General features: G+C 64.9%; 17 protein-coding genes. 4 read left to right on the top strand and 13 right to left on the bottom strand.

Going from position 1 to position 23,247, the window contains the following annotated elements:
• The 3 genes from AC3EDY_RS10405 to AC3EDY_RS10395 form a co-directional block, all read right to left on the bottom strand.
• Positions 1 to 1,206 carry an efflux RND transporter periplasmic adaptor subunit gene (locus AC3EDY_RS10405; protein ID WP_488572426.1) on the bottom strand — a complete coding sequence of 402 codons (1,206 nt, stop codon included), beginning with the start codon at positions 1,204 to 1,206 and terminating at the stop codon, positions 1 to 3.
• A 226-nt stretch (positions 1,207 to 1,432) separates the two neighbouring features.
• A complete protein-coding gene (locus AC3EDY_RS10400; protein WP_488572425.1) occupies positions 1,433 to 2,110 on the bottom strand; it encodes a murein L,D-transpeptidase catalytic domain family protein in 678 nt (225 codons plus the stop codon).
• 160 nt (positions 2,111 to 2,270) lie between these two features.
• Positions 2,271 to 2,864, bottom strand: a complete 594-nt coding sequence (locus AC3EDY_RS10395; RefSeq protein ID WP_488572424.1) for a nitroreductase family protein — start codon at positions 2,862 to 2,864, stop codon at positions 2,271 to 2,273.
• A gap of 142 nt (positions 2,865 to 3,006) precedes the next feature.
• Between AC3EDY_RS10395 and AC3EDY_RS10390 the strand changes: the two genes are divergently transcribed.
• The 3 genes from AC3EDY_RS10390 (at position 3,007) to AC3EDY_RS10380 (ending at position 9,105) form a co-directional block, all read left to right on the top strand.
• Positions 3,007 to 3,921 carry a LysR family transcriptional regulator gene (locus AC3EDY_RS10390; RefSeq protein WP_488572423.1) on the top strand — a complete coding sequence of 305 codons (915 nt, stop codon included), beginning with the start codon at positions 3,007 to 3,009 and terminating at the stop codon, positions 3,919 to 3,921.
• Between the two features lie 132 nt (positions 3,922 to 4,053).
• On the top strand, positions 4,054 to 6,414 hold the full coding sequence (locus AC3EDY_RS10385; RefSeq protein WP_488572422.1) for a TonB-dependent receptor: 2,361 nt from the start codon (positions 4,054 to 4,056) through the stop codon (positions 6,412 to 6,414).
• A gap of 270 nt (positions 6,415 to 6,684) precedes the next feature.
• Positions 6,685 to 9,105: a TonB-dependent receptor gene (locus AC3EDY_RS10380; RefSeq protein WP_488572421.1), complete on the top strand. Its 2,421-nt coding sequence runs from the start codon at positions 6,685 to 6,687 to the stop codon at positions 9,103 to 9,105.
• Positions 9,106 to 9,177: 72 nt separating this feature from the next.
• Here the strand turns inward: AC3EDY_RS10380 and AC3EDY_RS10375 are convergent, their stop codons facing one another.
• The 5 genes from AC3EDY_RS10375 to AC3EDY_RS10355 all read right to left on the bottom strand — a co-directional run bounded on the left by AC3EDY_RS10375 (position 9,178) and on the right by AC3EDY_RS10355 (position 13,818).
• Complete coding sequence (locus AC3EDY_RS10375; RefSeq protein WP_488572420.1) at positions 9,178 to 10,350, bottom strand: glycosyltransferase; 1,173 nt, start codon at positions 10,348 to 10,350, stop codon at positions 9,178 to 9,180.
• The gene (locus AC3EDY_RS10370) at positions 10,347 to 10,898 is read right to left on the bottom strand and encodes a DUF2141 domain-containing protein (protein ID WP_488572419.1); all 552 of its coding nucleotides are present in this window, start codon (positions 10,896 to 10,898) and stop codon (positions 10,347 to 10,349) included. Before AC3EDY_RS10370 ends, AC3EDY_RS10375 begins: the two co-directional genes overlap by 4 nt.
• Entirely contained in the window at positions 10,895 to 11,794 is a 900-nt protein-coding gene (locus AC3EDY_RS10365) for a hypothetical protein (RefSeq protein ID WP_488572418.1), read from the bottom strand. The genes AC3EDY_RS10370 and AC3EDY_RS10365 overlap by 4 nt, the downstream gene beginning before the upstream one ends.
• 108 nt (positions 11,795 to 11,902) lie before the next feature.
• On the bottom strand, positions 11,903 to 13,042 hold the full coding sequence (locus AC3EDY_RS10360; protein ID WP_488572417.1) for a glycosyltransferase: 1,140 nt from the start codon (positions 13,040 to 13,042) through the stop codon (positions 11,903 to 11,905).
• On the bottom strand, positions 13,039 to 13,818 hold the full coding sequence (locus tag AC3EDY_RS10355) for a DUF2334 domain-containing protein (RefSeq protein WP_488572416.1): 780 nt from the start codon (positions 13,816 to 13,818) through the stop codon (positions 13,039 to 13,041). The genes AC3EDY_RS10360 and AC3EDY_RS10355 overlap by 4 nt, the downstream gene beginning before the upstream one ends.
• A gap of 232 nt (positions 13,819 to 14,050) precedes the next feature.
• Between AC3EDY_RS10355 and AC3EDY_RS10350 the strand changes: the two genes are divergently transcribed.
• Positions 14,051 to 14,731 carry an RBBP9/YdeN family alpha/beta hydrolase gene (locus tag AC3EDY_RS10350; protein WP_488572415.1) on the top strand — a complete coding sequence of 227 codons (681 nt, stop codon included), beginning with the start codon at positions 14,051 to 14,053 and terminating at the stop codon, positions 14,729 to 14,731.
• 10 nt (positions 14,732 to 14,741) lie between these two features.
• On the opposite strand, the gene glgX is transcribed toward AC3EDY_RS10350, so the two are convergent.
• The 5 genes from glgX to glgB all read right to left on the bottom strand — a co-directional run bounded on the left by glgX (position 14,742) and on the right by glgB (position 23,245).
• The gene (gene glgX / locus AC3EDY_RS10345) at positions 14,742 to 16,538 is read right to left on the bottom strand and encodes a glycogen debranching protein GlgX (RefSeq protein ID WP_488572414.1); all 1,797 of its coding nucleotides are present in this window, start codon (positions 16,536 to 16,538) and stop codon (positions 14,742 to 14,744) included.
• On the bottom strand, positions 16,538 to 18,169 hold the full coding sequence (locus AC3EDY_RS10340; RefSeq protein WP_488572413.1) for an alpha-D-glucose phosphate-specific phosphoglucomutase: 1,632 nt from the start codon (positions 18,167 to 18,169) through the stop codon (positions 16,538 to 16,540). The genes glgX and AC3EDY_RS10340 overlap by 1 nt, the downstream gene beginning before the upstream one ends.
• A complete protein-coding gene (glgA, locus tag AC3EDY_RS10335) occupies positions 18,166 to 19,614 on the bottom strand; it encodes a glycogen synthase GlgA (RefSeq protein ID WP_488572412.1) in 1,449 nt (482 codons plus the stop codon). Before glgA ends, AC3EDY_RS10340 begins: the two co-directional genes overlap by 4 nt.
• Before the next feature lie 173 nt (positions 19,615 to 19,787).
• Positions 19,788 to 21,047 carry a glucose-1-phosphate adenylyltransferase gene (gene glgC, locus AC3EDY_RS10330; protein ID WP_488572411.1) on the bottom strand — a complete coding sequence of 420 codons (1,260 nt, stop codon included), beginning with the start codon at positions 21,045 to 21,047 and terminating at the stop codon, positions 19,788 to 19,790.
• A gap of 17 nt (positions 21,048 to 21,064) precedes the next feature.
• Positions 21,065 to 23,245: a 1,4-alpha-glucan branching protein GlgB gene (gene glgB, locus AC3EDY_RS10325; protein WP_488572410.1), complete on the bottom strand. Its 2,181-nt coding sequence runs from the start codon at positions 23,243 to 23,245 to the stop codon at positions 21,065 to 21,067.
• Between the last annotated feature and the right edge of the window lie 2 nt (positions 23,246 to 23,247).

Below are 23,247 nucleotides of genomic sequence, written 5' to 3'. Positions count from 1 at the left end.
TTACCGCTCTCCCGGCGCTGTCGGGATCGGGATCGGGGTCGCAGCCGGGGCCGCTTTCACTTTGGCGCCCGGTTTCACCTTGATCAGCCCTTCGGTAATCACCTTGTCGCCGGCTGTGAGGCCGCCGGTCACCAGCCAGTTGCTGCCTACAGGCGTATCGGCAACGACATCGCGGGTTTCCGCCTGGCCTTTGGCATTGACCACCAGCACGGTGGCGGAACCGCGCGGGGTGCGGCTGACAGCCGCCTGCGGAACCAGAATGCCGTTAGGCACGATGCCCTGGACAAGCCGCGCATTGACGAACAGGCCCGGCAGCAGGTCTCCCTTTGGATTGGGCACGGTCACGCGCAGGATCACGGTGCCGGTCTGGCTGTTCACGTCCACATCGGCAAAGTTGAGCCGCCCTTCCACCGGCCATTGCGTGCCATCGGCCAGGATCACTTTGACCGGGGCCGACCCATCGGCCGCCAGCTTGCCCGATTGTAGCGCCCGGCGCAGCGCCATGTAATCGTTGCTCGATTGCTGGATGTTGACCCACATCGGATCAAGCTTTTGGATCTTGGCCAGGGCAGCGGTCTGGCTGGTCGTGACCAGCGCGCCCTTGGTCACGCTGGAAACGCCGATGCGCCCGCTGATCGGGGCGGCGATCCGCGTGAACCCCAGGCTGACCTTGGCGGCCTGAAGCGCACCCTGAAAAGCGAGCACCTGGCCGCGCGCCTGGTTGTAGGCGGCCATGGCATCGGCAGCATCCTGGCGGGAAACGCCGCCCTGGTCTGCCAGCACCTTGTAACGCTCAGCCTTGAGGCGCAGCGATTCCACGGTGGCCTGCGTCGCGAGCAGATTGCCTGCAGCCTGGTTGGCGGTGGCGGCGTAACTGCGTGCGTCGATCTGATACAGCGGTTGGCCGGCGCGGACCATGCTGCCTTCGGTAAACAGTCGTTCGGTGATGATGCCGGTTACTTGGGGGCGCACTTCAGCCACTTCGCTGGCGACGGTACGGCCCGAAAGCTCGGTGGTGACCGGCACGGACGTGGGCGTTGCCACGATATAGCCGACCGCGACATCCTGCGGCGGGGGTGCGGGGGGGCTGCTGCCGCATCCACTCAGCACGAGCAAGGCAAGCGCCACGGGCGCAATGGCGATCGTTTCGAAAAGGCGAGGAGTGGAAAACCGGGTGGGGGCAGCAACCGGAAAACGATGCGACATTCTTTCACCGACTTGTGATTCGCGTCGCCGATTAGCACACAAGGGTGGCTACGGCTGGTGCGAAAGCCCATGCCTAGCCCGCTGCGACACTTTGTGACAAGTGCCGGCATGCCTGCAAAACAGGCCTGTCGGCATTATTTTCGCAAGTGCAAAAAGCGCCGGCGGTGCACTGCGGAAAAAAGCGCGACCTGATCGGCGTTGACGCCCCCCGCCCGCGAGGACGCTATCACCGCGCCGCGTAAAGCATGCGTCCGGGGCCAAGCAGGCGCAGCACATGGTCGATATCGGCGCCCGATACGGCAAAGCAGCCCTGGCTGCGGCCCACGCGGCCCTGCATGCTGGCGATGTCCGGCCCGACATAGCTTGCCGCGTGGATCACGATCCCGCGCACCTGGGCAAGATTGTTTTCGGGATCGAGCCCGATGAGCCGGCGCGAACGGCCATGCCGGCCATAATAAGCATCCCCGGTCAGGAAGCTGCCGCTGCACGACGCTTCGGACCCGTATTCGTTGGAAAGCCGTTCGACCCAGCCCTTGTTCGCCGGATCGGACCCGCGGCCGTGCGCGACCAGGTGGGACGACAGGATGCGACCCGTGGCCACGTCGACCAACTGCATCCGTGCCTCACGCGAAGGAGCGGAAAAATCGACGATACCGATCACGTCACGCGCAATCACATGATTGCCATGATCGCGCAGCGCCGCCAGAGCACGGGTCAGAAGGTTCGGGCTGTTGCCGGCCACGGGCGGGGGCAGGGTGGCCGCGCCCGAACCGAGGCCGGGTGCCCAGGTGGCACCATTCGATCCCTCAACAGGCGCAATCGCTTCTGCCGCCGTGCGCGGAAACAGCGCCGAGGCCGCCGACCCGGCAAGCGCGCCAAGAAACTGGCGCCTGCCAAAATACATGATTGCGAGACCCCGAATGAAACGAAGAATTTGTCTTTTCGCGTTTCAAGGTGGCCTCGGTTGCGTTTTCTGCCAAGGCCAAGTGGCTGTCAATGCGACGAGTTGTGCCGGACATGCCACTGGCCGTTGTGCAATGCGGGAACCGTTTCCGTTTATCGCATCAGACGGGCAGATCGGCGAATGTGCCAGCGACGGCAATGGCCGTCACCGGTTTGCGGCCGCTGGGCACTTCGCGATCCCTCAGGCCGTCGGGCAGCTTGTCGGGGCTGTCTTTCCGGCCGATGGCCGCTGCCGCTTCAATACGCCAGCCTTCGGGCACGCCAAGCACGTCGTGCGCCCTGGCATAATCCACGCCGGCCATGCCGTGCGCATGATAGCCCAGCGCCGTTGCCTGCAATGCCAGCAATGCCCACGCCGCTCCGGCATCGAAACTGTGGCTGCGATTGGGATTGGCGGTGCCATCGTCCTTGCGCGCCGCTTCATCCGAAATGATGAATACCAGCGCGCCTGCGTTCTTGGCCCAGCCCTGGTTGAACGGGAGCAGGAGATCGAGAAACGCGGCCCAGTTCGCATCGCCCGGCACCGCATAGAGAAAACGCCACGGCTGATAATTGAACGCCGAGGGCGCCAGGCCGGCCGCTTCGAAAATGACGGCAAGATCCGGCGCCGGGACGGCCGTGCCATCGAAAGAGCGGGGCGACCAGCGGTCCACGATCACGGGCAGGACGCGGGCATCGGCAGTGCGGTTGGTCATGGAGTCAAGTCCTCGTTGGTCATGCAAGCAAAACGATTCGCCGGAATCGCAGATGGTCAGGATCTCTGGCCGGTTTTGCGCTTTGAGAAAATCGCATTCTTCTTGATAGGAATGTTCAGTTTTGTTGAATGGAGCTTTTTGCATGGACGTGGGCCAGCCCAGCATCGATCAGATACGCATTTTTCTGGCCGTTGTGGACGAAGGCACGTTCAACGGCGCGGCGCGGCGGCTGGGGCGGGCGATTTCGGTAATCAGTTACGGCATTTCCAATCTCGAAGCGCAATTGGGCGTGCCTCTGTTCGATCGCGAAGGCTCGCGCCGGCCGCAGCTTACCGATGCCGGGCGCGCGGTGCTGGCCAGCGCCCGCGCGATTGCCGACGACGTCGATGCGCTGATGGCCCGGGTGCGTGGTCACAACCAGGGGCTGGAAGCCGAACTCACGCTTGCGGTCGATGTCATGTTTCCGACTGCGGCGCTGGCCCGGTTGCTTCAGGATTTTCGGGCTGCCTTTCCGACGGTGGACTTGCGCCTGCACGTCGAAGCGCTGGGCGCGGTGGTGGCGCAGTTGCTCGATGGGCAGGCGGATCTGGCCATTACCGGCGCAGTGCTGGTCGAAGATGCGGTGCTTGATCGCGTTGCCATTGGCGCGGTCGAACTGGTCCCGGTGGCCGCGCCCGGGCATCCGCTGGCGCGGATGACGCCGGTGCAGCCGGGGCTGGGCCGGCAATATCTGCAACTGGTGCTGACCGACCGCTCGATCCTGACGCAAGGCCGCGATTTTTCGGTTCTGGCGGCGCGCACCTGGCGGCTGGGCGATCTGGGTGCGAAGCATGCCCTGCTGTTGCAGGGAATCGGCTGGGGGAACATGCCGCAACACGCGGTGGCCGATGATCTTGCCGCCGGGCGGCTGGTTCATCTGGCCATGCCCGAGGCGCCCAGCATCACGTATCCGATTCACGCGCAATGGCGGCGGGACAGCCCCGCCGGCCCGGCGCGAAGCTGGCTGTTGCAACGCTTGCTGGCGGCAGGCTGCGAGAACGCCGACGGGGCGGAGTGACCATCTGGCAAGGCCAAAAGCCAGCATGTGCAGCCAAACTGTCATAAAACCGGCATCAATCTGCAACCGGCAAGGTCTAGGCGCCGCGGAAACCTCCGATGGTTCGGAGGGCAATAGCCATGAGGGATGTCTATGCGTCGCGTTTCTGCCTTGCTTGCCGGCTGCGCCATGGTTTTCGCTTGTCCCGCGCTGGCGGCTCCGGCGCCGCAATCCGCCACCGCACCCGATGCGGCCGCTGATGCTCCCGGCGAAAGCGGGCCGGAAATCATCGTGCTGGGTTCGGGACAAACCCGCCAGACCCAACAGCTCAGCCCTGCCGATCTGGCCATCCTGCCGTCGGGCACCAGCCCGCTCAAGGCGATCGAAAAGCTGCCCAGCGTCAATTTCCAGTCTGCCGACGCATTCGGCAACTATGAATGGTCTACCCGCGTGACGATCCGCGGTTTCAACCAGAACCAGCTCGGCTTTACGCTCGACGGCATCCCGCTCGGCAACATGAGCTATGGCAACAACAACGGCCTGCATGTCAGCCGCGCGATCAGCCCGGAGAACATCGGCGTCACCACGGTCAGCCAGGGCTCGGGCGCGATCAATACGCAGTCGACCAGCAACCTGGGCGGTACGCTTGAATTCCAGTCGATCGACCCGGCCAGCCTGCTGCGCGATCATCCCTTCGCGATCGATGCCAGCGGGTCTTACGGTTCGGCCGAAACCTGGCGCGGCTTTGGCCGTGTGGCCGTCGGCACGCCCGATGGCGTGCGCGGCTTTGCCTCGCTGCATTACCAGAACGGCAACAAGTGGAAAGGCGATGGCCAGCAGCGCACGCTGATGACCAACGTCAAGTTCATCGCACCGGCCGGCGCGATCAACCTCGAAGGCTGGTACAGCTATTCCGATCGCGTGGAGCAGGACTATCAGGACATGTCGCTCGAGATGATCGGGCGCCTGGGCTACCAGTGGGATAACTTCGGCCCGGGGCAATATGCCACCGCCATCAACGTTGCCGACATTGCCAACAACATCGACAATTTCAACAATACCACCGGCGCGCCGGGTGCCGATGGTCTTTCGGACCAGACCGGATTGGCGCCCAGCCGCCCGGCGGCGGGCACCACGTTCCCCGGCAAGATCAAATCGGTGGACGACGCCTATTACGACGCTTCCGGCCTGCGCCGCGACTGGGTCTATTCGTTCGGGGCCAGCGGCCCGCTGGGCGACAAGATCGCGTTCGCGCTCAAGAGCTATTACCACCACAACCGCGGTCAAGGCCTGTGGGGCACGCCCTATGTTCCAAGCCCGAACGGCGTGCCGATGTCGGTTCGCACCACTGAGTACGACATCAAGCGCGTAGGCGTGTTCGGCAATGTCGCGGTCGATCTCGGCATGAACAAGATTACCGTCGGCGGATGGGCGGAGAATAACGACTTCAATCAGGCTAGGCGCTTCTACGCGTTCACCAGCCGCACCACCCCCGGGATCGATTTCCAGCATTTCCTGACCAATCCGTTCTTCACGCAGTGGGCCATGGCCTATAACACCACCACGGTGCAGTATTACGTGACGGACGATATCGATCTGGGCGCGCTCAAGGTTAATGTGGGGTGGAAGGGCTTCGATGTCGTCAATCGCGCGTCGAAGCTGGCCACGCAAAGCAATCTTGGCACGGGCCGTCTGCAGGCGCGCGACTGGTTCCAGCCGCACGCGGGCGTGACCTATAAACTGGGTGGGGGCGCCGAAGTGTTTGCCGGCTTTACTCAGGTAACGCGGGCGTTCACGGCTGACGGCACGTCCAGCCCGTTCTCCACCACGCAAGAGGCATTTGACGCGATCAAGGGCAATCTCAAGCCGGAAGAGTCCGATACCTATGAAGGAGGACTGCGTTTTGCCAGCGGTGCCTTCAATGGCGTGCTGGGTGGCTATCTGGTCAATTTCCGCAACCGCTTGCTCACCGTACCCACTTCGCTTACCGGCATCGTCGGAACGCCCAACCTCGTCCAGAACGTCGGCAATGTGCGCTCCTATGGTCTGGAAGCGGTCGCCAACTACAAGCTGCCTTATGGCTTTGCCCTGTTTGCGTCGTACAGCTACAATGACTCGACCTATCGCGATGACGTGACCACGGCTTCGGGTGTGCGGTTGACGGCCGGCAAGACCGTGGTCGACACGCCCAAGCACCTCGCCCGCGGCGAAATTTCCTATGACAGCACCAAACTGTTCGGGCGCGTTGCGGTCAATTACATGTCCAAGCGCTATTTCACCTATCTCAACGACCAGTCGGTGCCCGGCCGGGCGCTGGTCGATGCAACGCTCGGCTATCGCATCGACGTTGGCCAGCGCATCCCGCTGGAACTGCAGGTCAATGGCACGAACCTGTTCGACAAGAGCTATATCGCCACGATCGGCTCGAACGGCTTCGGCTTCAGCGGCGACAACCAGACTTTGCTCGCTGGTGCGCCGCGTCAGGTCTTCGTGACGCTCAAGGCCGGCTTCTGATCTGCGAACACGCGCTGGCGGTGCAGTACCGCCATGCGATTCGCTCGTTTTTGCGCCCCGCTTCGCTTGTCGGAGCGGGGCATTTTTTTGGGAAACGGTCTTGCTCCGCTGGCGGCAGAAACACGTGGTATTCTGCGAGAAACCGTCGGAACATGTCAGAAATCGGTCAAATGTGACAATCACTGACACGCAGGCGTCACAAAAGTGCAGCCAAGCGCACCTAGGGGGGAGCGCGAAGGGGCCACGGGCCTCATCAATGAGGGACAACCGATGTTGAAGAATTCTGTTCGTGCCGGCCTGCTGGCCGGGGCGGGCGCGTTCGCGCTGAACGCCGCGCCGGCTTTTGCCGCTGCTCCTGCCGCCGAACCACAGGCTGAAACGCCAGCGCCCGCCGCCGAAAGCGAAGCGGGCGACAAGGGTCTGACCGAGATCGTGGTTACCGCAACCAAACGCGAGACCAATCTTCAGAAGACGCCTATTTCGATCAGCGTGGTCACTGCCGAAACGATCAAGGATCGTCATATCCAGAGCTTGCTCGATCTGGCCGATGGCGCCATTCCCAGCCTTCGCATCGCCACGTTCGAAGCGCGCCAGACAGCGCTGACGATCGGCATCCGCGGCATCGTGCCGCTCGACGCCAACCAGCCGGCGCGCGAACAGGGCGTGGGCGTTTACATCGACGGTGTCTACATGGGCCGCCAGCATGGCCTCAACGCCGCGCTGTTCGATCTGGAGCGCGTCGAAGTGCTCAAGGGGCCGCAGGGCACCCTGTTCGGCCGCAACACCGAAGGCGGCGCGCTCAGCCTGGTTTCCAAGGCGCCCTCTGGCGTGTTCGGCGGCCGGGTCAGCGGTGGCGTTGGCAACTACGGCGCGTACCACGGGGATATTCACCTCGACCTGCCCGAGTTCTATAATTTCTCGGTCAAGCTTGACGGCGTGTTGCAGTACCAGGGTCCGACGGTCAAGAACCCGCTGGCCGGCCAGACGGGCTGGAACTATTTCGACCGCCGCAGCGGTCGCGTTGCCGTGCGCTGGAAGCCGACGACCAACATCACCAACGACTTTGCCTATGACAACGGCTGGGACAGCAACTCGCCGTTCTACAGCCAGCTGTTGAACTACAATCCCAACAACTGCAGTGCCGGCGCGGTAACGGCTGCCTGCAACACGCCGGGCACCAACTTCACTTCGCTGTCGGGCACGGTTCGCGCGCTGCCCAGCCAGGTGGTGGTCAACGGCAAGACGCGCATGACGGAAGCCGATATCGGCGTGCCGCAGCAGCCCAGCGTTGATCGCACCCATGGCTTCACCAACTCCTTCAGCTGGAAAGTCTCGCCCGAACTGGAAGTCCGCTCGATCACCGCATGGCGCGGCGTAAGCAGCGCGCAGTGGGATAACTCGGGCGGTGCGCACCGACCGCCGGTCTATTCGCCCAACGGCGCGTTCAGCCGTTATTCGCTGGCCAATCTGTGGCAGCACCAGTTCAGCCAGGAACTCCAGGCGGTCGGGTCTCTCGGCATGTTCGATTACGTTGCCGGGCTGTTTTACTTCAACGAAAACGCGCGTGACAATGCCGCCACGCCGAACTCGAACACCTGGACAACCGACGCCAACGGCAACGTGACGGGTTACACCATCAACACCGCGGCGCTGCAGAATCCGTTCGCTTCGATCGACCGTGCTTCGGTGGTCAACTCCAAGAGCTACGCCGCTTACACCCAGGTTACGGCGAATTTCACCGACGCCCTCCACCTGACTCTCGGCGGCCGTTATACCCGTGACGACAAGAAGGGCACGCTGACCACGTTCCGCAACACGCCCAACGGCAATACGCTGGACAAGAGCTGGGAGAAGTTCACGCCCATGGCCACGCTGGCCTATGACGTGAACCCTGACCTGCATGTCTACGCCAAGTACGCCACCGGCTATCGCGCCGGCGGTGCATCCTCGCGCTCGCCCACGTATCGCGGGTTCGACCCTGAAACGGTCGACTCGTATGAAGTGGGCCTCAAGTCGGACTTCTGGGGCCGCCGCGCGCGCTTCAACATCACCGGCTATATTATGGACCGCAAGAACAGCCAGGTGGACTTCAACGCCATCTACTTCACCGGCTCGTCCAACGTGAACGTGCTGGAAACGGTTAACGTGCCGGGGATCACCAAGATCCGGGGTATCGAAGCCGACCTGACGGTAAAGCCGCTCGAAGGCCTGACACTGAACGCGGCCTATGCCTATACCTACACCAAGCTGCCCCGCGTGACGAACCCGTTCACTGGCATCCAGCAGGATGTGTATATCGTCTTCACTCCGCGCAACGCCGCCAGCGGCTCGATCGACTACGCTTATCCGTTCGGCACCAACGGCACCGAAGTGCGGTTGCACCTCGATGGCAACTATTCGCAGGCAACGCAGACCTTCGACCAGTATGCCACCAAGAACGATGCCTCGTTGGTGTTCAACGGGCGCCTGGCGCTGGCCGATATCCCGGTCTCTGGCACGGGCCAGAAGATGACGGTGGCGGTATGGGGCCGCAACCTGCTCAACACCGCGTTCGTCTATCGCCGCGATCCGTCGAACTCCATCCCGGCGTTTTCCACCTCTTCCACCGGCAGTATCAACAGTGTGCTGGGCGACTACGGCAACTTCAACCCGCCGCGCACCTATGGCATCGAGGCCACGATCAACTTCTGATCGATCGCTGCGCAATTCGAACGGACGAGGGCGGCGGGGAAACCCGTCGCCCTTTTCTTTCTGCCTGCAGGATCAAGCGGCTTGGCGCGTTCCGGCGAGGACTGCCTCGTAGCTGGCGAACAGATCGCGGAAGTGATCGTCCATCGTGCGTGGCGGGGGGAGATCGGCGCGGGGGCCATCGAGGCCGCTTTCGCGCGCGAGGCAGTATTGCGCGACTGCTTCGGTCGCGGCGGCAGCGTTGGCGGATTCATAGATCCAGCCACCCGAAGCACGGGCCTGATCACTGGCGCCGCCCTGATCGGGGGCGATCAGCGGAAGGCCGCTGGCACGCGCTTCGGCCGCGACCATGCAGAACGTTTCCGCTTCGCAACCATGCAGCAGTGCATCGGCGCTGGCCATGACCCGGGCCAGTTCGTGCCGCTTGGTAATCGGGGCCAGCACGCGGATATGCGGGTTGCCGCCGATGCGCCGCTCGATCGCCTTGCGTTCGCGCCCCTGCCCGGCCAGCACCAGGCCAACCGGGCGGCGGCTGCCGGCGGCGGTGACGGCATCGACCAGCATCGGCCAGCGTTTCTCCGGGGCAAAGCGGCCGACGCCCAGCAGTAGCGTGGCGTTTTCAGGCAATTCGCACAGCTCAAGCATGCCTTTGCGCAGTGCCGCGTCACGGAACGCGGGGGAAAAGATGCCCGGGTCCACGCCCATCGGGTTGGTGACCACATGGGCCAGCCCGCCCGCAGTCAGCCGTTCCGACAGGCTGGCGCTGGCCGAAACGATCATGTCATAGCGCTCGTCAAGCCGGCGCAGATGCCGCCAGTATCGTTCGAAGGCCTTGTCGATCGTGGGACGTGTCGCCACCGGATCGAACCAGCGATAGGCATAGGCCGACAAGGGATCGGCATGCATGATCAGCGCCCGGGGGGCGCGGCCGGGCCAGTCGGCAATCACGCTGGCGCTGCGCCAGGGTGACGATGCCTCGACGAAATCGGGCGCTTCCTCGTCCAGCGCGGCATAAAGGGCGGGAATGTCGGAAAACCAGCGGTAGTTGAAATCGAGCGGAAACAACTGGCTTTTCAGCCAGCGTACGCGCGCGTGCGCGCCGCGTGCCTCCACATGATCGCGCTGCCCGGGTGCGATGACCGTTATGTCATGGCCCAGGGCCGCGGCGGCCTTCAACTTGCGATCGACATATGTGCGCACTCCGCCGCCCTTGGGCGCATAGAATGCGCTGACATCGACAAGCTTCATCGCGCGCCCTTGATTGGCCCCACCGACATCAATCCATTACGATAATTCATCACGATCCGCAACGTGACAGGGCCGTTTCCACCGGCCACGGCCACATTGGCGGCGCGCGGCTTGGACCAGCCCAGGCGCGGATTGTTGGAAAAGCCGATGCCATCGCGCTGCCAGTTGAACTTGCGGTTGTTGTCGCGATCATGCAGCACGGTGACGGCATACTGCCCCGGCCCGGGCAGGCGCACGCAAAGCCGCGGCGTGGGTTCCGGGGGCGTGGCCACTTCCACGCGGCGGAACGTTTTCCCCGCGCCGACCAGCACATTGTCGTCGGCAAGGAAATCGGTGTCATTGGCCGGATAGACTTCCAGCTTGAGCCGGCCGGTGCGATCCTTCAAACCCAGGATATCGACCATGAACGAAGGGCCCTGTTCGCCCGGGCGGCACTGCCCCTCGGCCTTGCCGAGATCCGGCGTGGAGCGGGGGAGGGGCGTGGCGGCGCCCAGCAGCAGCGCGGCGGGGATCAACGTCAACGGGGCTAGCGGGGCCAGCTTCTTCACGCGTTCTTCTCCTTTTGCACAAGATCCAGCAGCAAAAGCCCGATGAACAGGATCACGTGGGTGGCAACGATCAGCATCGATATCATCGCGATCATGACATCAGTCTGAACTCCCCGGCCCACGATCAACGGCGTGATGCCGGCAAACGCGATGTCCTTGTTGGGAATGAACGGAAGGCGCGCCACCAGCAGGCGAATGGTGGAAAAGAGCAGCCAGGTTCCGATCGAGACCTCGGGCAGGATCAAGTGCCAGGACAGCGCGGTAAACGCCATGCCCGCGGCGATGCGCAGGCAGTGGACCAGAAAGACGAACCACAACGCACGCCCGGAAAGGCTGAAAATGCCTTTGCGCAGGAACGTGATGATCAGCGAGGTAGCCAGGGCAAACGCGATCGCCGCCAGGATCAGCCAGGTGTTCTGCCCGAAATTCACCTGCCCGCTGACCAGCCAGGTGGTGCCCATCATGGCGATGGTGATGATATTGCCGGCAAGCGCGGACAGGATCGCCACATCTTTCACCGCGCCGAACGGGGACCCGTCCATTTTCACATGGCGCCGCGCCCAATCGTAGAAATAGACTTCGCCCACATAGCCGAGCAGCAGCTCGTTGCCGACCAGCTTCTTGACCAGCGGCGCCAGGCCCGAAAACGGAATGCCCCACAGCTTGCGGAAAATGACCCAGTCCGCCAGCGGTCCGGCAAAATAGCTGGCGGCCAGCAGCAGCCATATGAGCGGCGAGCGCGGGATGATCGCCACGACCATCAGCCAGTTGAGCTGGCGCAACTGCCACAGCACGGCGCCCAGGATAGCCACCGAAACGGCCGGGCCAAGATAGGCGCTCCATCTGCGCAGGCCGCTTGCCTGAGGCGCGGTCTCGGGAATCGCGGGTGTCGTCATCGTATCTCGTTCAGCCCGGGGGGCGTTACCCCGAACGCGGGCGCTGCGCCATCCGCTTTATGCGGTGTCGACGCCGCGCCCGGCTCGATGGCGGCGCGTGCAAGAAGATCAGCCATGAGCCAGCCGTTGCATTTCAACGACGTAACTTTGTGCTGCAATTTCCACTGTGAACCGGCGTGCCTGCGCGCGCGCCGCGGCTGCGTCAAACGGCAGGGTGGTGACGCGATCCATCGCCCCGGCCAGCGCGTTGGCATCGCGCACCGGCACCAGCAGGCCAAAGCGCCCTTGGCCAAGAAGATCGCCCATGCTGACGCTGCACGCCGTGGCGACCACCGGCAGCCCGGCAGCCAGCGCTTCGGGCACCACCGCCGGCACGCCTTCGTAATCGGATGACAAGATCAGCGCATCGGCCGCGAGCAGCGCATCGGAAACGGGATTGACATGGCCGGGCAGGCTGACCTTGTCGGCAATGCCCAGGCTGCGTGCCAGGCTTTCCAGGCCACGGCGGGCGGCACCTTCGCCCAGGATCGTCAGCCGGTCTGAATCCCGCGCGATCATGGCAAAGGCGCGCAGCAGCAGCGGAAAGTTCTTCTGCGCGGCCAGGCGGCCGATCGCCAGGAACCGACGCCCCGCCGCAGGATCGCGGGGCGGGCGGGGCAGGGTTTCGAGATGGGCGATCTGCGCTTCGTCAAGGGCGGGATCATCGATGATCGCCACCCGCCCCGGGGGCACGCGCATCATCTGTTCCAGTTCGGCGCGCATGGGCTGGGCCATGCCCACCAGCCGGTGCAGCATCCGCCCCTGGATGCGCAGCCACAGCCGGTAGAACGGGCGGGCGGGGGCGGGCAGATCGGCGCGGGCGAGGTCGTTGCTGATCTTGGCCAGGATCGGCGGGCAGCGCCTGCCCAGGACGAGGCGCATCGCCACGGCGACGATCGTGTAGGAATTGCCGGCGCAGAACAGCACATCGGGCCGATGACGGCGAATGGCGCCCGGCAGGCACAGTATCATCCACAGCGTTTCCCACGCGGCGGTGGGAATGCCGCGGCTGTCAGGCACGTCTGCCGCAAGGCCGGGCCATTCGCGGCGCATCGCGCCCTGCGTTCGCCCCAGCACCAGCCGCGCGTCGAGCCCTTGCGCCAGCCAGGCGCGATGCAGGCGCAGGGCGACGCGTTCCACCCCGCCCGGCTCGAAGCTGTGCAGGAACGTCAGGATGCGCAGGGGATGCGGCGGCGGCGCGACGGTCAAAACAGGCTCGCCGCGCCGTCGAGACTGGCATAGCGCGCGGGAACGTGGCTTCGGGCAAAGCGCGCCAGAGTTGCGTCGATCGAACGCAGCAGGGCCGGCACGGTGGTATCCCCGGGATGCACGGCCACGCGCACGGTGCGGGTCAACGGCAGGGCCTGGCGTGCCAGTGCCGAAAACCACAGCGACGAGCGGATGCGCGCCTTGCTGCGGCTGGCCCAGGTAATCACCGGTCCTTTGGCCAGCACCTGCCCGGTCTGCGGGCGCCACACTTTCATGTGGTCTTCGGCCAAGGCAAAGCCAAGTTCCGCCATGGCCTGGTGCGCGCCTGCGCCATAGAGCCAGGCGGGGGCGATAAAGCCGGCAACGGGGCGCCCCAGAACGTCTTCCAGCAGCGCCTTGCCCTCGCGCATGCGGACCAGGGCCTGGTCATGCGGCAAATTGAGAAATTCGCCTTCCCCGGCTGTCATGTGCTTGCCCTTGAAGCTGGCCATGCCTTGCGCGGCCGGGGTTTCGTCCTTGTGACACCACCCGTGCAGGAACATTTCGATGCCCAGGTCCGCCCATTGCCGCAACCGGGCCTGGAACGCGGCATTGCCGGCCAGTGGCGCGCCGCGCCAGTGATCGGGTATCACCAGCATGGCGAAGCGCCCGGTGCCCAGATGGCGCGAAAGCCGTTCTGCCAGCGCGTCCACCTCCGCCTCGAACCGCGGGCTCACATCGTGGATGGAGGCAAGCAACCGCCGGCGCGGGGCATCGTGGATCGCTGGTGCAGTCATGCCGGAAATGCTCGTGATCCCTTCGTCGCGGCCTACGAACCCCTTATGCCGCCACGCGGGCCTGTGGCAACTGGCGGCAAAATGCAACGGTATTCGCCGGCCCGTTGCTGCCCGACGCAAACCGTTGTCGCTCTATCGTCCGGGCATTGTCTAGCATCAAGATTGAGTTATCTCGTATTCATGTCGGGACGTAAGCCGAGTCGACCGGCCTCTTTCTGGTGGGAGAGCTTGTATGGCCCATGAACACGATTTTTCGCGCAATGCCGATCCGATCATCCTGATGGTCCCGGGGCTTGACAATTCCGGCCCCGACCATTGGCAAACCCTGTGGGAACAGACGCTTCCCGATTGTCACCGGGTCGATCTGGGAATGTGGGACGATCCCCATCGCAACACCTGGGTCAACAAGCTGGCCCTTGCCATCCAGCGCGCGCACGAAGGCGCCGGCCGCCCCGTGCTGGTCGTGGCGCACAGCCTGGGCTGCCTGGCCCTGGCCTGGTGGGCGGAATACGAACGCTTGGGGAGTGGTCCGCGCGTGCAGCCGGTGATCGGGGCGCTGCTGGTGGCGCCGCCCGATGTGGAAGATGGGGTGAAGGATCGCCGGCTCACCCGCTTTGCCCCTGTTCCGGAAACGGAACTGCCGTTTCCGGCGATCGTGGTGGGAAGCCGCGACGATCCTTATGCCAGCATCGGGACCACGCGGCGCCTGGCGCAGCGGTGGGGTGCGCGCTTTGCCGATGCAGGCGCCGTCGGGCATATCAACGCGCAATCGGGCGTCGGCGAATGGGCGTTCGGGCAGCTCTTGCTCAACCGCCTGCTGCCCCGGCCGCTTTCGCTTGACGATGGCCAGGCCAGCTATGCTTCGGCGCCGCGCCGCTTCATCGATCCCGCGCTGCGGCGATTGGGGGCGTGATCGCGCCCCGTCAATAGAGCACGGTTCCTTCGGCCCGGCTGACGCGGAAGCTGGGCCGCTTTCCCCCCGGTGCTTGCCAGGCAACGCCAGCGGTGGCCGGATCTTCCCAGCGCGGGCCGTCCATTGCGGTACCGTCGAGCGCCAGCCACTGCCCGCCTTCGGGAAAGTGGGCCATGTCCCTGCCGGCCCGCGCCGCGGAAAGATCAGCCACGAACCGTTCCAGATCGCGGTTGCGCCCTTGCCAGTCGATCCAGGTCAGGGGGTTGTCCTGGGCATAGGCATTGTTGTTGCCCTGCTGGCTGCGGCCGAACTCGTCGCCCGCCGTCAGCATGATCGTGCCGGTCGAGGCGAACAGCGTGCCCAGCAGGGCACGCAGCGCCGCCTCGCGCCGGGCCAGCACCGCGGGATCCGTGGTCGGCCCTTCCGCGCCGCAGTTCCATGAGAAGTTCTCGTCGTGGCCGTCGCGGTTGTCCTCGCCATTGGCGTGGTTGTGCTTGTGGGCATAGGCCACGCAATCCGCGAGCGTGAAACCATCGTGAGCGGCCAGAAAGTTCACGCTGCGGCAGGTTTTGCGGTCGCAAGGTCCGAAAATGTCGGCCGATCCCGCCAGCCGCGTCGCCAGTTCGCCGAGCCCGCCATCGCCGCGCCAGAAACGGCGCACGTCGTCGCGGAAGCGGTCGTTCCATTCCAGCCAGTTTTCGGGAAAACGGCCCAGTTGATAGCCGCCCGGGCCGATATCCCACGGTTCGGCAATCAGCACCCGGTCTGCCAGCACGGGATCGCCGGCAATCTCGGCAAAGATCGGCGCATCGGCGGCAAAGCCCGGCCCACGCGCCAGAACCGACGCAAGATCGAAGCGGAACCCGTCGACCCCGGCATGCATCACGAAGTGGCGCAGGGCATCCATCGTGAGGCGGCGCACGTGCGGACTGGCGAAATCCAGCGTGTTGCCACAACCCGTGTCGTTGATCAGCCGGCCTTCGGCATCGTGTGCATAGGCGGCATTGTCGAGCCCGCGCAGGCTGACGATCGGGCCGGCCAGATCGCTTTCGCCAGTGTGGTTGAACACCAGATCAAGAATCGTGCCGATGCCGTGGGAACGCAGGGCCGCCACCGTCTCGCGCAGTTCTGCCACGCCGCCCGGGCACAGGCCGGGATCGAGTGCCATGAAAGCCACCGGATTATAGCCCCAGGCGTTGGACAGGCCCAGTGGTGGCAGGTGGCGCTCGTCGATCCAGGCGACGATGGGCATGAGTTCCACCGCGTTGACGCCCAGCCTGGCGAGATGGGAGATCACGGCGGGATGCGCCAGTGCCGCCACCGTGCCGCGCAGATGCTCTGGCACATCGGGGTGCAGCATGGTCATCTGGCGCACGTTGACTTCATAGATCAAGCCGCCGGCCGCAAAGATCGGCGGGGCGGACGGCACCTGCGGCAGGAGGCCGGGCACCACGGCCTTGGGCACCAGACCGGCCGTATCCACCCCTTGCGCGCCAAGGGCAGGATCATAGGCAAAGCGGCGGTCAAGTTCCACCGCGCAAGGATCGACAAGCAGCTTGGCGGGGTCGAACCAGCGGCCGCGTGTCGGTGCCCATTCTCCCTGCGCACGATAGCCATAGCGCGCGCCCGCATGATCGGCAGGCAATATCAGGCTCCAATCGTCCCCCTCGCGCAGCATCGCATGGCGGGTTTCACGCCCATCTTCGAACAGGCACAGCCACACCGCCTGCGCTTGCGGCGCGCGCACCCGCCAGCAGGTGCCGGTGGAGCCGGTATCGGTAGGGCCGGTATGGGCGCCGTAAGGCATCAGGTGATCACATCGGGCGCGGTGCGGCCGGTATGGGCCGCGATCCCGGCTATGGCATCGGCTGCCGCCACCAGATCGGCCAGCATCGCCCCGGTCTCGCGGTCGAGATCGCCGTCCGCCGGCTCGTAGCGTTCGAGATAGACCCGCAATGTCGCGCCTTCCGTGCCGGTGCCCGAAAGGCGGAAGACGATGCGCGATCCGCCATGGAACAGCACGCGCAGGCCCTGGTTGGCGCTGGTCGAACCGTCGACCGTATCGAGATAGGAAAAGCTGTCGGCGCTCGCCGCCGTGAGCGGGCCGAATTCCTGTCCCGGCAGGCTGTCCAGCCTGGCTCGCAACGCGGCCATGAGCGCATCGGCCCGGTCTGTCGGCAGGCCCTCGTAATCGTGCCGCGCGTAATAGTTGCGGCCATAGGTTGCCCAGTGTTCGCGCGCCAGCTCGTCGACGCTGATCTTGCGCACGGCCAGAATGTTGAGCCACAGCAGCACCGCCCAGAGGCCGTCCTTCTCGCGCACGTGGTCCGATCCGGTGCCGGCGCTTTCCTCGCCGCAGATGGTTGCCTTGCCGGCGTCGAGCAGGTTGCCGAAGAACTTCCACCCGGTGGGCGTTTCGAAGGCGGGAATGCCCAGTGCCTGGGCCACCCGGTCTGCCGCGGCGCTGGTCGGCATCGAACGGGCCACGCCGGCAAGGCCCCTGGCATAGCCGGGCGCCAGATGGGCATTGGCCGCCAGCATCGCCAGGCTGTCCGACGGGGTGATGAAACGCCCGCGCCCGAGAATCAGGTTACGGTCTCCGTCGCCATCCGATGCCGCGCCGAAATCGGGCGCTTCGGTGCCCAACATCGTATCGAACAGGGCCTTGGCGTGAACCATGTTGGGATCGGGATGGTGCCCGCCGAAATCCTCCAGCGGTACGCCGTTGCGCACCGTGCCCGGGGCAAAGCCCAGCCGCTTTTCCAGGATCTCGATGGCATAGGGGCCGGTTACCGCATGCATCGCATCGAAAGCCATGGTCAACCCGCCGGCGACGGCGGTGCGGATCGCGGCGAAATCGAACAGCGTCTCCATCAGATCGGCATAGTCGGCCACCGGGTCGATCACCGAGACCCGGCACCCGCCCACGTCCGTGCTGCCGCAGGCGTCGAGATCGATGTCCGGCGCTTCCACGCCCAGCCAGCGGTCTATCTGCTGGGTGCGGGCATAGATCGCCTCGGTCACGCTTTCCGGTGCCGGGCCGCCGTTGGCGATGTTGTACTTGATGCCGAAATCTTCATCGGGGCCACCAGGGTTGTGACTTGCCGAAAGGATCAGCCCGCCGCTGGCCGTGTACTGGCGAATGACGTTGCTGGCGGCCGGCGTCGATAGAATGCCGCCCTGGCCCACGAGGACGTGGCCATAGCCGTTGGCGGCCGCCATGCGGATCGCCTGCTGGATCACCGCGCGGTTGTGATAGCGCCCGTCGCCACCGATCACCAGGGTGCTGCCGGGTTCGGGACTTACCACGTCGAACACCGCCTGGATGAAATTTTCGGCATAGCCGGGCTGCTGGAACACGCGCACTTTCTTGCGCAGCCCCGACGTGCCTGGTTTCTGCCCGGCATAGGGCGTGGTTTCATGCGTGATAATCGTCATTGTGCCCCCGCGATCTGGCGATAGAGCGCCGCATAGGCCGCGCCGCTGCGTTTCCATGAAAAGTCCGTCTTCATGCCCGCCCGCTGCATCTGCGTCCAGACCTCGCGCTGTCCGTAAAGCGCCATGGCGCGCGTGATCGCCTCGGCGAACGAGGCATAGGTAACCCCATGAAAGACAACGCCGGTTGCGGCCTGGGCGGCGATCGCGGCAAGATTGGCATCAACCACCGTATCGGCCAGGCCCCCGGTATGCGCGACCACCGGCACGCAGCCATAGGCCAAGCCGTAAAGCTGCGTCAGCCCGCAGGGTTCGAACCGGCTGGGCACCAGAATGGCATCGCCGCCGCCCTGCATCCGGTGAGACAGCGCTTCGTCATAACCGATGCGCAAGGCCACGCGGCCGGGATGGCGCACGGCGGCGGCGTGCAGCCCGGCTTCCAGCGCGGCGTCGCCCGATCCCAGCAGGGCCAGCCGCCCGCCCAGGCCCGCCAGATGGTCGATCACTTCCAGCAGGACGTCGATCCCTTTCTGCCAGGTCAGCCGGGTGATGCACACGAACAGCGGTCCATCGCTTTCGTCCAGATGGAACGCCCGCTCCAGCGCCCGCTTGTTGGCTTGTCGCCGGGCCAGCGAACGCCAGGAATAGGTTTGTGGCAGATGGTGATCGGTTTCCGGGTTCCACAGGGCCGGATCAATGCCGTTGACGATGCCGTGCACGCGCTCTGCCCGGGCCGCGATCAGCCCTTCAAGCCCCATGCCGAACGCCGGTGCACGGATTTCGCGGGCATAGGTGGGGCTCACCGTGGTGATCAGGCTGGCGCTTTCCAGCCCCGCTTTCAGGAAACCCACGCCGCCATGATATTCCACGCCATCGATCGCCCAGGCCCAGGCGGGCAGGCCCAGCTGGGAAAAGACATGGGCGCCATAGTGTCCCTGGAAGGCCATGTTGTGGATCGTGACGATCGTGGACACGGGCTGACCGGCAGGGGCAAAGCGCAGATAGGCGGGCGTCATGGCCGCCTGCCAGTCGTGCGCATGGGCAACGTCGAACGTCAGGCCTTTCACCGCGCCGCCGGCCACATCGGCGGCCGCGCGGGCAAAGGCGGCAAAGCGGCGCCAGTTGTCGGCCCAGTCGCGTCCTGCCGCATCGGCATAGGGGCCGCCTTCGCGCGCGAAAAGATCCGGGCAGTCGAGCACCAGCAAGGGATGGTTGCCGAGCCGGCCCGACAGCAGGCGCGCCGGCGCGCCCAGCAGACCGTCCCAGCGGTGGACGGCTCTGGCCTTGCCCAGGGCCTTGAGAACGACGGGATAGCCAGGCAGCATCGTCGTCATCGCCACGCCATGCGGCGCCACCGCATCGGGCAGGGCGCCGACGACGTCGGCCAGGCCGCCGGTCTTGATCAGCGGCACCGCTTCGGAGGCGATGGAAAGAACCTTGAGCGTCATGCCATTCTCCCGCGCCACGGGCCGCGAAGCATAGCTTCGACGACGAAGCAGATCGTCCCCCGGGACTTGATCCGGGGTCTAGGCCGCCTAGCTTGCGGCCTCCCCGGCGGGTTGTCAAAAGAAGCGGGGCCTTGGATCAAGTCCGGTTGACGGCTCGGGCCACCGCGCTCGCTTCATTCCAACCTGTCGATCATTGCCTGCGTGATCAGGCAGACCCCGCTTTCGGTGCGACGGAAGCGCCGCCCGTCGCGTTCGGGGTCTTCGCCCACGACCAGGCCTTCGGGAATGCGCACGCCCGAATCCAGGATCACGCGCTTGAGCCGCGCGCCCCGGCCGATATTGCAATAGGGCAGGATCACGGCCTCTTCGGCGCTGGAAAACGAACCCATCTTCACGCCGGTGAACAGCAGGCTGCGCTTGGCCAGGGCGCCCGAGACGATGCACCCCTGGCTGATCAGCGAGGAAATCGCCATGCCACGCCGCCCGTCCTGGTCGTGCACGAACTTGGCCGGGGCGGCGATGATCTGGTCGGTCCAGATCGGCCATTCGCGATCGTACATGTTGAGCTTGGGGACAGTGTCGGTCAGATCGAGATTGGCCTCGAAATAAGCGTCGAGCGTGCCCACGTCGCGCCAGTATTCCTCGATCTCCTCGGCAGCGCGGATGCAGCTGTCGGTAAAGCGGTGGGCCACGGCCTTGCCGTGCCTGACGATGTAAGGGATGATGTCGCCGCCAAAATCGCGGCTCGATCCCGGTGTCATCGCATCGCGGCGCAGCTGTTCGAACAGGAACTGCGTTTCGAACACATAGATGCCCATCGAGGCCAGGGCATGATCGGGGTCGCCGGGAATGGTCGGCGGATCGGCCGGCTTTTCGACGAAGCTGGTGATCACGCTGCTTTCGTCCACCGCCATCACGCCAAAGCCGGTCGCCTCGGCCTTGGGCACCACCAGGCAGCCCACGGTCACGTCTGCGCCTGAATCGACGTGCTGCTGCAGCATCAATTCATAGTCCATCTTGTAGATGTGGTCGCCAGCCAGGATGACCATGTGCCTGGGCGCGTGGGCCTGGATGATGTCGATGTTCTGATAGACCGCGTCGGCCGTCCCTTCGTACCACAGCAATTCCGAAATGCGCTGCGAAGCGGGCAGGATGTCGAAGCTTTCGTTGCGTTCGGGCCGCATGAAATTCCATGCCCGGTTCATGTGGCGGATCAGCGAGTGCGCCTTGTACTGCGTGGCCACGCCGATGCGCCGGATGCCCGAATTGATCGCGTTGGACAGGGCGAAATCGATGATCCGGCTGACCCCGCCGAAATAGACTGCCGGCTTGGCGCGATTGTCGGTCAGTTCCTTCAACCGGCTGCCGCGTCCACCGGCCAGGACATAGGCCATGGCATCGCGTGCCAGCGGCTGGCCATAGGTTCTCTGCATCCGTTCCTCCTGACCGGCTATCCGGGTTCCACCTGCAATTCGAACATCAACGTGCAAAGTGGCGGCAGGATGACGAATGCCGCGCCATCTTTCGCCACGATCGCGCCCGCGTTGCCCTGGCCGCTGCCGCCATAGACCGCGGCATCGGAATTGAGCACTTCGCGCCACTGCCCGTCAGCCGGTGTCGGCAGGCGATAGTGATCGTGGCAGGCGGGCGTCATGTTGCACACCACCATGACCGGCGCATGGCCGGGCGCGCGGCGCACCCAGGCAAAGACGCTGGCCAGCGCATCGTCCACCACCAGCCATGCGAACCCTTCGCTTTCGCAATCGCGCGCGTGCAGGGCGGGAAGGGCGGCATAGGCGCGATTGAGATCGCGCACCCAGGCCTGCATGCCCTGGTGCGGCGCATGCTGCAGCAGGTCCCAATCCAGCGCGCGCGCCTCACTCCATTCGCGCCGTTGCGCAAATTCCTGGCCCATGAACAGCAGCTTCTTGCCGGGATAGCCCCACATCAACCCGTAATAGGCGCGCAGCGAAGCGAATTTCTGCCAATCGTCGCCGGCCATTTTGGCAAGCAGGCTGCCCTTGCCGTGAACCACCTCGTCATGGCTTAACGGCAGCACGAAGTTTTCGGCAAAGGCGTACATCAGGCCGAACGTGATTTCGTCATGATGATAGCGGCGATGCACCGGCTCACGGCTCATGTACATGAGAGTGTCGTGCATGAAGCCCATGTTCCACTTGAAGCCGAAACCCAGGCTGCTCGGGCGTTCGCCTTCGTCCACCGCGGGCTGGGTCACGCCGGGCCAGCTCGTCGATTCCTCGGCCACGGTAATGACCCCGGGGCAGGTGCCATAGACCGCCTGGTTCATCGCCCGCAGGAAATCGACCGCTTCCCAGTTCTCCCGCCCGCCCTGCGCGTTGGGTATCCATTCGCCGCTCTTGCGCGAATAGTCGCGGTACAGCATCGACGCGACGGCATCGACGCGCAGCCCGTCGACATGATAACGCTCCGCCCAGAACAGCGCATTGTTGATCAGGAAATCCCGCACTTCGCGCCGGCCGAAGTTATAGATCGCGGTGTTCCAATCCGGGTGAAAGCCCTGGCGCGGGTCTTCGTGTTCGTAAAGCGCGGTGCCATCGAACCGCGCCAGGCCATGGGCATCGGTGGGAAAATGGGCCGGTACCCAATCTATCAGCACGCCAAGGCCGGCCCGGTGAGCCCCGTCGACGAACCGCGCAAAACCCATGGTATCGCCAAAGCGCGCGCTGGGCGCATAGAGCCCGGTGGTCTGGTAGCCCCAGCTCGGGTCATAGGGGTGCTCGGAAACGGGCAGGAATTCGATATGGGTAAAGCCCATGTCGACCGCGTAGGGAATGAGCTGCGCAGCCAGTTCGTCCCAATGCAGGAATTCGCGCCCGTCGCCCGGCTTGCGCCACGATCCGGGATGCACTTCGTAAATCGAGATCGGCTGGCGGCGCGGATCGGCACTGGCCCAGAATGCGCGGTGGGCGTCGTCACCCCAGGCGTGTGCCGGCGCCTCCAGCGTGATCGAGGCGGTGTGCGGGCGCAGTTCGGCAGCAAAGGCAAAGGGATCGGCCTTGTAGGGCTGAACCGTGCCGTCATGGCCCACGATGCGGTACTTGTAAGGCCGCCCGCCGCCGATATCGGGGAGGAACAGTTCCCAGATGCCGGTGTCGGCGCGGCGGCGCATCGGGTGGCGCGCGCCGTCCCAGTCGTTGAAATCGCCCACCACGCTCACCAGCCGGGCATTGGGCGCCCAGACGGCAAAATGCACGCCGCGCACGCCTTCGTGATCGATCACGTGCGCACCCAGCTTGTCGAACAGGCGGTGGTGCGTGCCTTGCCCGATCAGGTAATCGTCTACCGGACCCAGCACCGGGCCAAACGAATAGGGATCGGTAACCTGCCAGGCATATTGCCCGGCCTGGCAGGCATAGCGCACCGGCTGGCGGGCGCCGGCCACCGGCCCTTCGAACAATCCGCGTGCATCGATCCGGGTCAGGACGCCCAGCGGCGTGCCATCAAGCGCAAAGGCTTCGGCACGCTCGGCCCCGGGCAGAATCGCGCGGGCGAAGGCTCCGTGCGGGCCGGGATGCACCCCCAGCAGCGAGAACGGATCGGCATGGATGCCGTCCAGCAGCGCGGCGATCGCCTCGGGCGGGGGTTGCATCG

It is taken from the genome of Novosphingobium sp. DS6-6, assembly GCF_057784975.1.
The sequence above is the reverse complement of the archived record's forward strand: the minus strand, read 5'-3'. Positions and strand labels throughout refer to the sequence as shown.

What these genes read in the sequence shown, in the direction of transcription:
- AC3EDY_RS10405 (WP_488572426.1), bottom strand. Translation starts at nt 1,206, where the DNA reads ATGTCGCATCGTTTTCCGGTTGCTGCCCCCACCCGGTTTTCCACTCCT.
- AC3EDY_RS10400 (WP_488572425.1), bottom strand. Translation starts at nt 2,110, where the DNA reads ATGTATTTTGGCAGGCGCCAGTTTCTTGGCGCGCTTGCCGGGTCGGCG.
- AC3EDY_RS10395 (WP_488572424.1), bottom strand. Translation starts at nt 2,864, where the DNA reads ATGACCAACCGCACTGCCGATGCCCGCGTCCTGCCCGTGATCGTGGAC.
- AC3EDY_RS10390 (WP_488572423.1), top strand. Translation starts at nt 3,007, where the DNA reads ATGGACGTGGGCCAGCCCAGCATCGATCAGATACGCATTTTTCTGGCC.
- AC3EDY_RS10385 (WP_488572422.1), top strand. Translation starts at nt 4,054, where the DNA reads ATGCGTCGCGTTTCTGCCTTGCTTGCCGGCTGCGCCATGGTTTTCGCT.
- AC3EDY_RS10380 (WP_488572421.1), top strand. Translation starts at nt 6,685, where the DNA reads ATGTTGAAGAATTCTGTTCGTGCCGGCCTGCTGGCCGGGGCGGGCGCG.
- AC3EDY_RS10375 (WP_488572420.1), bottom strand. Translation starts at nt 10,350, where the DNA reads ATGAAGCTTGTCGATGTCAGCGCATTCTATGCGCCCAAGGGCGGCGGA.
- AC3EDY_RS10365 (WP_488572418.1), bottom strand. Translation starts at nt 11,794, where the DNA reads ATGACGACACCCGCGATTCCCGAGACCGCGCCTCAGGCAAGCGGCCTG.
- AC3EDY_RS10355 (WP_488572416.1), bottom strand. Translation starts at nt 13,818, where the DNA reads ATGACTGCACCAGCGATCCACGATGCCCCGCGCCGGCGGTTGCTTGCC.
- AC3EDY_RS10350 (WP_488572415.1), top strand. Translation starts at nt 14,051, where the DNA reads ATGGCCCATGAACACGATTTTTCGCGCAATGCCGATCCGATCATCCTG.
- glgX (WP_488572414.1), bottom strand. Translation starts at nt 16,538, where the DNA reads ATGCCTTACGGCGCCCATACCGGCCCTACCGATACCGGCTCCACCGGC.
- AC3EDY_RS10340 (WP_488572413.1), bottom strand. Translation starts at nt 18,169, where the DNA reads ATGACGATTATCACGCATGAAACCACGCCCTATGCCGGGCAGAAACCA.
- glgA (WP_488572412.1), bottom strand. Translation starts at nt 19,614, where the DNA reads ATGACGCTCAAGGTTCTTTCCATCGCCTCCGAAGCGGTGCCGCTGATC.
- glgC (WP_488572411.1), bottom strand. Translation starts at nt 21,047, where the DNA reads ATGCAGAGAACCTATGGCCAGCCGCTGGCACGCGATGCCATGGCCTAT.
- glgB (WP_488572410.1), bottom strand. Translation starts at nt 23,245, where the DNA reads ATGCAACCCCCGCCCGAGGCGATCGCCGCGCTGCTGGACGGCATCCAT.